Source organism: Streptomyces sp. LaPpAH-108, from assembly GCF_000373625.1.
Lineage (GTDB): Bacteria > Actinomycetota > Actinomycetes > Streptomycetales > Streptomycetaceae > Streptomyces.
Window position 1 is genome coordinate 26178 of the sequence record NZ_KB891997.1, and the last position, 11803, is coordinate 37980.

The window sequence follows — 11803 nt, forward strand, 5'->3', positions numbered from 1 at the left end:
GGGCTCACTCGGGTACGGCGGTGCGCTCGATGCCGTTGATCAGGGTCTGGAAGGCCCACGACAGGCGGTGCTCGGGGGTGCCCGAGAGCAGGGCGTGGGCGGCTGCCGCGATGTGCGGCCGGGTGGGATCGGTGGCCGCCCGGCGCAGCACGCCGATCAGCTCCTCCCACTCCCCGGGGTCGTCGCCCCCGGCGTGCTCGGCGGCGGTCGCGGTGGCGTGCTGGAGCAGCAGATCGACACCCCAGGCGGCCTGGGCGCGCGGCACCCCGCCCTCGTCGAGCAGGGCGAGCAGGGTCTCGATCAGATTCAGGTAGTGCGGGCCGCGCGGCCGGGCGGTGATCGCCGCCCGGGCCAGCTCCGGGTGCGCGAGCAGCATCCCGGTGCAGGCGACGAGCACATGCTCAAGACGCTCGCGCCAGGTGCCCTCGGCCGGGGCCGGGGGAACGGTGCCGAGCAGTTCGTCCAGGACGGCGGCGTGCAGCTCGTCCGTGTTGCGCACGTAGACGTACAGCGAGGCGGGGCCCGTGTCCAGCTCCTGGGCCAGCCGCCGCATGGTCACCTTGCGCAGCCCTTCGGCGCGCATCACGGCCACGGCGGTCGTGACGATGACCTCGCGGCTGAGCGCGGGCTTCGCGGGGCGCTCACGGCGGGAACGGGGGGAGTCCTGGGGAGAAGCGGGCATGGACCGCAGCGTAACGAACATGTTCGTCACGAACAAGTTCGTAGCGAACGTGTTCGTAAAGCGGCTCGGAGGACCCGGTGCGCATCCCGGCTTTCGCCTCGCTTCTCGTCCGGTTCTGTACGACCTCGCCCCGCCCGGAGCGGCCCCCGGCGTCTCTGCCAGGATGCGTTCCGTCATGGTGCAGATACCGAACACGCCCACGAGCGCCGACGTCGCCCGCCTGGCCGGGGTCTCCCGCGCGACCGTGTCCTACGTCCTGAACGACACCGGCGCCGTCCGGATCAGCGAGCCGACGCGCCGCCGCGTGCACGAGGCCGCCCGCGAACTCGGCTACGTCCCGCACGCGGCGGCACGCACCCTGCGCGCCGGGCACAGCCGCATGGTCGTGATGCCCGCCCCCGCCGCCCCGGCGGGCCCGCTGTACAGCCGCCTCCTCGGCGAACTCCAGTCCGCCCTCGGCCGCCTCGACTACACCGTCGTCCAGTACGGCTCCCTCGGCCTCCAGGGCGACGAATCCGCCCGCGCCTGGGCCGAGTTACGTCCCGTCGCCGTCCTGATCCCCGGCACCGGACCCGGCCCGGAGGGCGTCGAAGTCCTCAAGCGCGCCGGTGCCCGCGCCGTGGTGACCCTCGGCCCCGGCCGCGTCCAGGGGGCGCACGCCCTGCTCATGGACCACGCGGTGGTCGGCCGCCGCGCGGGCGCGCATCTGTATGCGCGCGGACGGCGCCGTATCGGGGTGGTCGTCCCGGAGGACCGGGCGCTGGACGTGTTCTCCCGCCCGCGCCTGAGCGGGGTGCGCGAGGCGCTGCGCGGCACGGACGCCACCGTCACCGAACTCCCGCTCGCCTACGACGAGACGGCCGCCGCCCGGCTCGCGGCCGGGTGGCCCGCCCTGGACGCGGTGTTCGCCTACGACGACGAGTACGCGATGCTCCTCATGCGCGCGCTGGAGGACGCAGGACTGAGCGTCCCCGGCGAGGTGGCCGTCGTCGGCGCCGGAGACCTCATGCTCGGCCGCTTACTGCGCCCCCGGCTCAGCACCGTCCGCCTGGACGTGCCCTCGGGGCGGGAGCTGGCCGCGTTCGTGGACGGCGCCGTACGCGACCCCGGGCGGGAACCCGGGGTCCGCGCGGTCCTGGACGCCGCACTGATCCACCGCGACTCCAGCTGACCCGCACCAGGCGGGCCGACTCCCTTCGCGGCGGCCGGAGTTGCCGGGGCCTACTGCTGCCCCTGCCCCTCCTGCTCCGCGATGTTCTTGCGCACCTCGTTCATGTCCAGCTTGCGGGCCTGGTCGATGATGTCGGTGAGGGCCGGCTCGGGCAGCGCGCCCGGCTGGGCGTAGACCGCCACCTGGTCCCGGACGATCATCAGCGTCGGGATCGACTGGATGCCGAACGCCTGGGCCAGCTCCGGCTGGGCCTCGGTGTCCACCTTGGCGAACACCAGGTCGGGGTTCTCCTGCGCGGCCTTGTCGTAGACCGGCGCGAACTGCTTGCACGGTCCGCACCAGTCCGCCCAGAAGTCGATGAGGACGAATTCGTTGTCCTGCACCGTCTGGTCGAAGTTCTCCTTGGTTAGCTCCACGGTCTTGCCGCTCATGGCATCTCCCTCTTCCTGGTGTGGGGGTGCTGCCCTCGGCACAAACACGCCCTTCGGTCCGGCTATTCCGGCGCACATCTCACCCGTACCCCCAGAAACCTCACCCGTACCCGCCCGATCCGCACCGGGTACGCACCGGACCCGCGCGCGTACCGTGTGGCCCCCGCGTCCGTCGGCCACCACACTGGGGCCCATGACGGAAACGGAAGCCATCGCGTACGACGTCGTGGTGCTCGGGGCCGGTCCCGTGGGGGAGAACGTGGCCGACCGCACCCGCGCGGCCGGTCTGTCCACCGCCGTGGTGGAGAGCGAACTCGTCGGCGGCGAGTGCTCGTACTGGGCCTGCATGCCGAGCAAGGCGCTGCTCAGGCCGGTCATCGCCCAGGCCGACGCGCGCCGCCTGCCCGGCCTGGCCGAGGCGGTGCGCGGCCCGCTGGACACGCCCGCCGTGCTCGCCCGCCGGGACGGATTCGCCTCGCACTGGAAGGACGACGGCCAGGTGAGCTGGCTGGAGGGGGCAGGGGTCGACCTCTACCGGGGCCAGGGCCGCCTCGCCGGGCCGCGCACGGTCACCGTGACCGCCTCGGACGGCACGGTCACCACCCTCACCGCCCGGCACGCGGTCGTGGTCGCCACCGGCACCCGCGCCAAGCTCCCGGAGCTGCCCGGACTCGACGAGGTCGAGCCCTGGACCAGCCGCGAGGCCACCAGCGCCCGGCAGGCGCCCGGCAGTCTGATCGTCGTCGGCGGCGGAGTCGTCGGCGCCGAGATGGCCACCGCCTGGCAGGGGCTCGGCTCCCGGGTCACCCTGCTCGTCCGGGGCGAGCGGCTGCTCGGGCGGATGGAGCCCTTCGTGGGTGAGCTGGTCGCCAAGTCCCTCACCGAGGCGGGCGTCGACATCCGCACGAACACGTCCGTCGCGTCGGTCGCGCGCGAGAACGGCACGGTCGTGGCCGTCACGGACGACGGCGAGCGCATCGAGGCCGACGAGATCCTTTTCGCCACCGGGCGTGCCCCGCAGACGGACGACATCGGGCTCGACACCGTGGACCTGGAGCCCGGCACCTGGCTGGAGGTGGACGACACCCTGCGTCTGCCGGACTCCGCGTGGCTGTACGCGGTCGGGGACGTCAACGGGCGGGCTCTGCTCACCCACCAAGGGAAGTACCAGGCCCGGATCGCGGGCGCCGCCGTCGCGGCCCGCGCGGCGGGCGTCCCGCTCCAGGACGAGCCCTGGGGTGCCCACGCGGCCACCGCCGACCACTACGCCGTGCCCCAGGTCGTCTTCACCGACCCCGAGGTCGCCGCCGTCGGCCTCTCGCTGGCCGAGGCGGAGGACGCGGGCCACCGGGTCCGCGCGGTCGACGTCGACTTCGGCTCCGTCGCGGGCGCCTCGCTCTACGGCGACGACTACACCGGCCGCGCCCGCATGGTGGTCGACCTGGAGGAGGACATCCTGCGGGGCGTCACCTTCGTCGGACCCGGCGCGGGCGAACTCGTGCACTCCGGGACGATGGCCGTCGCCGGCCGCATCCCGCTCGACCGGCTCTGGCACGTGGTCCCGCCGTTCCCGACGCTCGGCGAGGTGTGGCTGCGGCTCCTTGAGGCGTACCGCGACAACTGACCTGTCCGGTCAGGGTAGTTCGAAGCCGAGCGCCTTCGCGGCCGTCTCGGGCGTCGGCTGGGCCCACAGGGTCGCCACCGCCTCGTTGACGGCCAGCGAGCGCGGCTCCGCGCGGTCCAGGTAGAGGGTGCCGTCCAGGTGGTCCGTCTCGTGCTGCACGATCCGGGCGGGCCACCCCGACACCTCCTCGTCCAGCGCGCGGCCCCGCTCGTCCTGTCCGCGCAGCCGCACCCGCGCGTGCCGGGCCACGACCGCCTGGTAGCCGGGGACGCTCAGGCAGCCCTCGTAGAACGGGGCGAGGCCGGGCCCCGCGGCCTCGTACGACGGATTGACCAGCACCCGGAAGGGCAGCGGAGCCCGGTCCCGGGCCGCCGCGACCTCCTCGGGCACGGTCGCCGGGTCCTCCACGACCGCGATCCGCAGGGGGACGCCCACCTGCGGCGCGGCGAGGCCGACACCGGGAGCGGCGTGCATGGTGGTGCGCAGCGCCGCGATGAAGCGCTCCAGGAGGGCGGGGCCGAGCTGGCCGTCGTACGGCGCGGAGGGGCGGCGCAGGACCGGATGACCGGCCGCGACGATGGGCAACGGGCCGTCGGCGGCGAGAAGTTCCTCGATCCGCTCGGTCAACGGCGTGTGATCGCTGGGGAGTGACATCGGGTCAGGATGCCACGGCGGCGTATACGCCGGCCCGGCGTGGGCGACAACGCCCCCGCCGGGCCTGGGAATTCGTCCTGTTCCGCTGTTCGCGCGGGACCTCGCCGGTCGGCTACTGCTGCGGGAAGTCGCCCGCCAGTGCGGACGCGATCCGCAGATGCGGCTCCGCCTCCGCGTTCCGGGACTGGCGCTCCAGCGTGCGGCCCAGCATCAGACGGGCGTAGTGCTCCACCGGGTCGCGCTCCACGATGGTCCGCAGCTCGGCCTCCGCGCGGCCCAGCTGCGCGGAGTGGTAGTAGGCGCGGGCCAGCAGCAGCCGGGGTGCGGTCTGCTCCGGCACCTCCTCGACCAGGCCGGTGAGGACCTGTGCGGCGCGCGCGTAGTCCTTGGCGTCGAAGAACATGCCCGCCCGCTCCCAGCGCTCGGCGAGGGTGCCGTGGTCGTAGTACGTGGTGTCCACTGATGACCTCCTTCGCCGGGTTCAACCCGCCGGGGTTGTTGAATATTCCACTACGTTGCGAGTGGGGCGCCGGGGCCTGCTCGGGAGCCGTGGTCAGGGGGTCGTGCTCAGGAGGCCGTGGTCAGTTCCTCGCGCTGGAAGGAGTCGATGGTGCGGGTGAAGTCCCGCGTCGACAGCAGCAGCTTGTAGACGATCGCCAGCTCGAAGAGCATCAGCAGCGCGCCCGCGGCGATGGTCACCTCGGCCGTCGCGTCGAAGAGCGGGCCGATGATGAACACGCCCATCTGGAACTCGATGCCGCTGATCACGTGGGTGCGGATGCGGTGGCGCAGCAGGAAGGAGCGCAGCCGCAGGTACGCGGGGAAGCGGTGGCGGAACTCCTGGTGCAGGTCGATGACCGGCCGGGGCGCCTTCGGGGTGACCGGCTCGCCCTCGGTGTCCGTCAGGGCCTCGTCGGCACCGGCGACCTCACCGGCGGCAGCGGCCTTGCCGAGGTCCTGCTCGATGTCCGCCTCGGGGTTCTCGCGCAGCAGGTCCTCCATGAACGCCACGCGTGTGGCGTTCTCCGCGCGGCGGGCCGCCCGCAGCCGCGTCTTGATCTGCTTGCGCATGGTGTAGCGGGTCTTGAAGATCTCCAGCGAGTTGATGTACCGGAGGCCGTCGAGAAAGACCACGACGACGGCGAGCCAGATGTAAAGGATCTCGCCGGTGCGCTCGTACTGTCCGGCCATCAGCGCGACCGCGCAGGCCATTACGCGGACGCGGTCGAATATGTAGTCCAGCCACGCGCCGAAGACGGAACCCTGACCGGTGAGGCGGGCGACCTTTCCGTCCATGCAGTCGAGGATGAAACTCAGGTGATAGACGAGCGCGCCCGCGATCAGCCAGTGCCAGGAGCCCTGGGCGAAACAGGCCGCCGACACCAGGCCGAGCAGCAGCGCGCCCCAGGTGATCTGGTTCGGCGTGATCCTGGTCCGCATCGCGGTGAACCGCACCAGAGGCGTCGCGACCGGGTCGACGAGCAGCACCGTCCACCAGGCGTCGCGCTTCTTCTGGGTGATGCGTCGCACCTCGTCGAGGGGCGGAATGTCACGGTGCGGGGATCGCATGGTGAAGCTTCCTTAAGTTCGTATGAAGATCACCTCAAGCTAAGAGTCCGTTCACCCAAGGGACAAGTTCCGGTGCGTGCAACCTTGTGAGGCCGGTAAGAGTCGTACTCATCGCGCTTGTCTGTGGATTTCTTCTACGACGCCGCCGTTATCCAAGCGTTATTGAATAAATGCAACCGTCGTAGGGCGCACAAAACATTTTCCGGATTCCGTACAACCATGACGCAGTGGTGCGCCGCGCTATGCGGACCGTAGCGATCCGCCCCGTCCGGGAGTCCCGTCAGGCGCGTGTTCCGGCCGTCGGCGCCGGATCCGGTCAGGCCGGGGAAACGCGCTCCGGCGGGGCGGCGCCCGTGTGCGGGCGCCCGCGCGCTACCTCCGGAGCCCGAAAACGGCTACGTGACGATCGTCACACCGGGCGTCAGCCGGTGACGGACTTGCGCTCCTCCTCGGTCAGCGGAGCCTCCGTCAGGAACGGCCGCCGGGGCCCGAAGAGCATCGGGACGAGCATGTCGGGGGAGAAGAGCCGGGTCGCGGGCTTCTCCAGGCTCATCACGTCGAGCAGCGCCCCGAGGGCACGCGGATTGCGGGCACCGGTGGCGACGGCGCGGTCCACGAAGGCCGCGAGGGCGCGCTCGGCACGGTTCGGCGGGCGCTCGCTCGCGCCCGGGTAGAACACGTCCTGCCCGATGGCCAGGTCCCACGCGGCGGCGACCGGCCGGGTCACCGCGCGCTGGAGCCGCCGTCCGGTGCCCGGACGGTCGAGACCGGTGGCGCCGATCAGCGCGCCCAGTGCGAGGGCGCTCTGGGCGGCGACCGTGATGCCGTGCCCGTAGACGGGGTTGTAGCCCGCGACCGCGTCCCCGGTCACCGCGAAACCGTCGGGCCAGTCGCGCAGCTTCTCGAAGTAGCGGCGCCGGTTGGCGGTGCTGCGGGTGGTGACGATCTCCCCGAGCGGTTCGGCGTCGCGGATCAGCTCCCCGATGACCGGGTCGCCGAGCCGCAGCGCGAAGTCCGTGAACTCGGCCGGGTCGTCGGTGGGTTCGCCCCCTCGGGTGCCCGAGAGCGTGACGATCCAGCGGCCGTCCTCGACCGGCAGGATGATGCCGCCGCGCCCGGGGGACTTGGCCGGGTTCGCCTGCACGTTGACGAGCGGGAAGGGGAGTTCCAGGGTCGCGGCGGGGGCGCGGTACAGCCGGGTGGCGTAGGCGACCCCGGCGTTCACCTCGCGCTCCGCGACCTGCGGCAGGCCCAACTCCCCGAGCCAGTACGGCGCCCGGGAACCCCGGCCCGAGGCGTCGACCACCAGATCCGCGGCCAGCGTCTCCTCGCCGTCGCGCCCCTCCGTGCGCACGCGGACGCCGTTGACACGTGCCGCCTCTCCCACGAGACCGAGGGCCGTGGTGCCTTGACGCAGTGTCAGGCGCGGGTCGGCGAGGACACGGTCACGCAGCGCGGCGTCCAGCAGGTCGCGCGAGCACACCAGGTTGCGGTGATGGGTGGCGGTGAAGCGGCGGAACCAGACCTCGTTGGGGGCGCGGGAGACCATCTCGCCCATGATGGGCACCAGTCGCGCCCCCCGCTCGACCAGCTCCTCCACGAACCCCGGCAGCAGTTCCCGCAACGCGAGCACCCCGCCCGACCAGACCAGATGCGCGTGCCGGGCCTGGGGAACGCCCCGGCGCGGCGCGGGACCTGCGGGCAGCGTGTCCCGCTCGACGACGGTCACATCGGCGTGCTCGACGAGTGCCGCCGCCGTGAGAAGGCCGCTGATGCTCGCGCCGATGACGACAGCGGTGGGCCGGGGAACGTCAGACATGGGTGCTCATGCTTTCTTCGGGAATCACCCGTCGGCGGACGGGGTCGATGATCCGTGCGCGGTGGAACACACGGGAGATGGCCTCGATCTCGTCCTCGGCGCCGCCGATCCGCACGGGGTCCGCGGAGCGGGCGGTGCCGGTGCCGATGCTGTCGCCGGTCGACGGGTGGCCGCCCGGTGCGCGCTCGCCCGGCGTCCGGTCGCCCGGTGCGCGCGCCGCCGTCAGCGCGGCCCGCACCGTGACGGCCCCGGCCACGCCCAGCGCCGTCCGCTCGTCGTGCCCGGCGGCGCGCGAGGTGTCGTACGACCGCTGCCACACGTCCTCGTCGAGGAAGGGCGCGAGGCGCAGCAGGCCGTCGTGGATGCGCTGGCGGCGCTGGAGCAGCCTGAGATCGAGGGGAGCGAAGCGGCCGACGCGGGCCGGGGCGGCGGACGGCCCGACCGCGCGCAGGGCCGACTCCAGCGGGCGCAGCCGGTGGAAGCTCACCCGGTCGCGGGTCCACTTCTCCAGGAAGGGCCCGGCCTGCGGGACGATGAACCCGATCCCGACCAGCGTGGCGTCCAGGATCGCGAAGGGCGGTGCGAACCGGGTCGACAGCCAGTCCCAGTCGGTGCCGCTCCACCGCGCGCCCACCGCAGCGAACTTGGCGATGTCGAAGACCAGCCCGAAGGCGTAGCCCGCCTGGAGGAACACCAGCCCGGCCTTGAGCCACGCGTCGCGCACCCGGGAGGTCCACGTCCAGATGAGGTACGCGGCGACCAGCGCGGACACCATGTGCGCGACGAGATAGAGCAGGATGTGCCAGCGCATCCAGGGCTCGCAGGCGTAGTAGGTGTCCAGGTCGTGGACGCGTTCGGACGGCACGTCCGCGAGCAGGAAGGTGATCCACAGCGCGACGACGATCCCGGTGTAGATCAGCCAGATGCGCCGGATCGTACGGCCGCGGCGCGCGGACGGCTCGTCCCGCCAGGTGACGACCATCGCCAGACACGAGCCGCAGAACGCGGTCAGCAGTGAATACACCCACGGCGCCGCGATGTTGGGCACCCCGGTCGCCGCGTTGATCCCGTGGATGCCGGCCGGGGAGACCGAGACGAACACGGCGGCGGCCAGCAGCAGGAGCAGCGTCGTCGCGCGGACGTCCGGGTCCTTCCAGGCGCGGACGAACGTCGGGGTCTTCAGCGCGAGCGCCAGCGCCAGGAGGACGGCGGGCAGGGCGTAGGGGAGTGCGGGGACGGTCGACCTCATCGCGGCAGCTGCCCGCCCCGGTTGAGGAGGGAGAGCCGGATACGGCCTTCCAGCGTCGCGGAGTTGACCGGGCCCCGGGCGTAGCGGCCGGGTATCCAGGTCCGTAACTCCCGCCCGAAGAGCAGCCCGAACGTCTCCGCGTCCCGTTCGTGGCGGTCGGCCGATCCGGCGCGGGCGGCGACGGCGGGCAGGGTCTCGCGGGGCACCTCGCGCGCGGCGAGGATCCGCGCGGCCGTCCGCCGTACGGCTTCGGTGGTGCGGGACGGATCGAGGGCACCGGCCGCGCGGTGTCCGTGCTCGCCCTGTTCCTCGTGCCACAACTCATGGCCGAGGATGACCAGTTGGGACTCCGGCGGGGTGCGTTCCTCCACCACGACGATGGAGCGGTCGCCGCAGTCCAGTCGCAGTCCTGACGCCGGGACGTCCTCGGGGAAGGCCCGGAAGACCAGGTCGATCGGACGGCCGCGACGCCTGCTCATCGCCTCGCAGAAGGCGCTCATGACCACGCGTGGCTCGGCGGGCGGGGTGAGCGTCCTGGACGCCTCGGCCACCAGCCCGGCCAGCAGTGACTTCATCGCCCTGGTCATCGTCGGCTGTCTCCCTCGTCGGACCCGACATCCGGACCACAGGTGCCGGCGGGGGCGTGCCGCCTCGCGACGGCGTCGGGGGGTGCGGTGCGCGTGTGGTGCGCATGACAGCCTATGCGGGGGCGGTGCACCGATCAACGACGGGCACCCGCACCCGTTCCTCCGCCTCGCGGGCCACCATGCCCGGCGAGTCCCGGACGCGGGCCGGGGAAACCCGCGCATGAGGCGTCTTACCTTGGGCCGCTATGTTGAGCCGATCGTATGAGGAACGGCTGACGGGTCGGGGCGGGATGCAGCAGACGCAGGAACGGGTCCAGGAGACAGTCGCACCGCCGGGCCCCGCCGCACCGGGCCTGCTGCGCAGTAAACCCCTCCTCTTCCTGGGCGCGGCCGTGCTACCCGGCACGCTGGTCTTCCTCGTCGGGCGGTGGGGCGACGCACCGGCCGTACAGGCATGGCGGACCGTCGCGCTCGCCGTGGTGCTCCAGGCGACCCCGTTCATGCTCCTCGGCACCGCGCTGTCCGGGGCCATCAACGCGTTCGTCCCGGCCTCCGTCTTCACCCGGCTGCTGCCGAAACGGGCCGCCCTCGCGGTGCCGGTCGCCGGGGTCGCGGGGGTGGCGCTGCCCGGCTGCGAGTGCGCGTCGGTGCCGGTCGCCAACAGCCTGATCGGGCGCGGGGTCGAGCCCGCCGCCGCGTTCGCTTTCCTGCTCTCCGCGCCCGCCGTCAACCCGGTCGTGCTGACCGCCACCGCCGTGGCCTTCCCCGGGCAGCCCGTGATGGTGGTGGCCCGCCTGGTGACCTCGCTGCTCGTCTCCGCCCTGATGGGGTGGCTGTGGCTGTGGCGCGGCAAGTCGGAGTGGCTGCGGCCGGCCTCCCGGCACACCGGACACCACCACGGGCACAGCCGCTGGGCGGAGTTCCGCGCGGGCGTCCAGCACGACTTCCTGCACGCGGGCGGCTTCCTGGTCGTCGGCGCGCTCGCGGCGGCCACCTTCAACGTCGCCGTACCGCCCTCCCTGCTCGACGCGTTCACCGGCTCCGCGTGGCTGGCGGTGCCGTTCCTCGCCGGGCTGGCCGTCCTGCTCGCGGTCTGCTCCGAGGCCGACGCCTTCGTGGCGGCCTCGCTGACCGGCTTCTCCCCGGTCGCCCGGCTGACCTTCATGGTGGTCGGGCCCATGGTCGACCTGAAGCTGATCGCCCTCCAGGCGGGCACCTTCGGGCGGGCGTTCGCGCTCCGCTTCTCCACCGCCACGGTGATCGTGGCCGTCCTGTGCAGCGCCCTGATCGGAGGAGTCCTGCTGTGAAACGCCCCGTCCAGGCGGCCCTGCTCCTGCTCAGCGGCCTCGGCCTGCTCCAGACCGCGCTCTTCTCCGACCTGTATCTGCGCTACGTCAAGGCGGGGATGAAGCCCCTGCTGATCGCCTCCGGCGTCATCCTGCTGGGCCTCGGCGTCGCGCAGGCGTGGACGGCGTTCCGCAGCGCCCCGCACGCGGGCGAACACCCGCCGCCGCGCGTCGCCTGGCTCCTCTTCCTGCCCGCCCTGAGCCTCCTCTGCTACGCCCCACCCTCCCTCGGCGCCTACACGGCCGCCCGGGAGACCCCGCGCGCGAGCGCCGCCGACGTCTCCGACGCGGCCTTCGACCCGCTCCCCGCGACCTCCCCGCTGCCGATCACCCTCGGCGACTTCACCCACCGGGTGCGGCAGGACCACACCAAGGCGATCGGGAAGCGCACCGTCCTGATGACCGGCTTCGCCACCCCCGCCGCCAAGGGTGAGGGCTGGGACCTGACCCGCCTCATCATCAACTGCTGCGCGGCGGACGCCCAGTCGGTCAAGGTCCGCATGTACGGCCACCCTTCACCGAAGCCCAACACCTGGGTCACGATCACCGGCACCTGGCACCCCCACGGCCACCTCGGCACCGCCTCCGCCGAACCCGCCCTGGACGTCCGCACCTTGAAGAAGGTCCCGCGCCCGACCAACAGCTACATGGACGCCCTGCTGCCGGGCTGA

The 11803-nt window shown here is 72.7% G+C and carries 12 protein-coding genes; 4 read left to right on the forward strand and 8 right to left on the reverse strand.

What is annotated here, in order from left to right; genetic code table 11:
• Positions 1-4: 4 nt before the first annotated feature.
• Positions 5-682, reverse strand: a complete 678-nt coding sequence (locus B079_RS0124745; protein ID WP_018548536.1) for a TetR/AcrR family transcriptional regulator — start codon at positions 680-682, stop codon at positions 5-7.
• Positions 683-857: 175 nt separating this feature from the next.
• On the opposite strand from B079_RS0124745, the gene B079_RS0124750 reads away from it, so the two are divergent.
• Entirely contained in the window at positions 858-1853 is a 996-nt protein-coding gene (locus B079_RS0124750; protein WP_018548537.1) for a LacI family DNA-binding transcriptional regulator, read from the forward strand.
• A 50-nt stretch (positions 1854-1903) separates the two neighbouring features.
• Here B079_RS0124750 and trxA read toward each other — a convergent pair whose 3' ends face one another.
• On the reverse strand, positions 1904-2284 hold the full coding sequence (gene trxA / locus B079_RS0124755) for a thioredoxin (RefSeq protein ID WP_018548538.1): 381 nt from the start codon (positions 2282-2284) through the stop codon (positions 1904-1906).
• A gap of 193 nt (positions 2285-2477) precedes the next feature.
• Here trxA and B079_RS0124760 point away from each other — a divergent pair, with 193 nt between their 5' ends.
• Complete coding sequence (locus tag B079_RS0124760; RefSeq protein ID WP_018548539.1) at positions 2478-3908, forward strand: dihydrolipoyl dehydrogenase family protein; 1431 nt, start codon at positions 2478-2480, stop codon at positions 3906-3908.
• A gap of 9 nt (positions 3909-3917) precedes the next feature.
• Here the strand turns inward: B079_RS0124760 and B079_RS0124765 are convergent, their stop codons facing one another.
• The 6 genes from B079_RS0124765 to B079_RS0124790 form a co-directional block, all read right to left on the reverse strand.
• Positions 3918-4562, reverse strand: coding sequence for a peptide deformylase (locus B079_RS0124765; RefSeq protein WP_026249052.1), 645 nt, complete (start codon positions 4560-4562; stop codon positions 3918-3920).
• A gap of 112 nt (positions 4563-4674) precedes the next feature.
• On the reverse strand, positions 4675-5022 hold the full coding sequence (locus tag B079_RS0124770) for a tetratricopeptide repeat protein (protein WP_018548541.1): 348 nt from the start codon (positions 5020-5022) through the stop codon (positions 4675-4677).
• A gap of 107 nt (positions 5023-5129) precedes the next feature.
• A complete protein-coding gene (locus B079_RS0124775) occupies positions 5130-6131 on the reverse strand; it encodes a CDP-alcohol phosphatidyltransferase family protein (protein ID WP_018548542.1) in 1002 nt (333 codons plus the stop codon).
• Between the two features lie 421 nt (positions 6132-6552).
• A complete protein-coding gene (locus B079_RS0124780) occupies positions 6553-7950 on the reverse strand; it encodes an NAD(P)/FAD-dependent oxidoreductase (protein ID WP_018548543.1) in 1398 nt (465 codons plus the stop codon).
• A complete protein-coding gene (locus tag B079_RS0124785) occupies positions 7943-9199 on the reverse strand; it encodes an MAB_1171c family putative transporter (RefSeq protein WP_018548544.1) in 1257 nt (418 codons plus the stop codon). Before B079_RS0124785 ends, B079_RS0124780 begins: the two co-directional genes overlap by 8 nt.
• Positions 9196-9786: a hypothetical protein gene (locus B079_RS0124790; protein WP_018548545.1), complete on the reverse strand. Its 591-nt coding sequence runs from the start codon at positions 9784-9786 to the stop codon at positions 9196-9198. Before B079_RS0124790 ends, B079_RS0124785 begins: the two co-directional genes overlap by 4 nt.
• 290 nt (positions 9787-10076) lie before the next feature.
• Here B079_RS0124790 and B079_RS0124795 point away from each other — a divergent pair, with 290 nt between their 5' ends.
• Both B079_RS0124795 and B079_RS0124800 read left to right on the forward strand, forming a co-directional pair.
• Positions 10077-11093, forward strand: a complete 1017-nt coding sequence (locus B079_RS0124795) for a permease (protein WP_018548546.1) — start codon at positions 10077-10079, stop codon at positions 11091-11093.
• On the forward strand, positions 11090-11803 hold the full coding sequence (locus B079_RS0124800) for a TIGR03943 family putative permease subunit (RefSeq protein ID WP_018548547.1): 714 nt from the start codon (positions 11090-11092) through the stop codon (positions 11801-11803). Before B079_RS0124795 ends, B079_RS0124800 begins: the two co-directional genes overlap by 4 nt.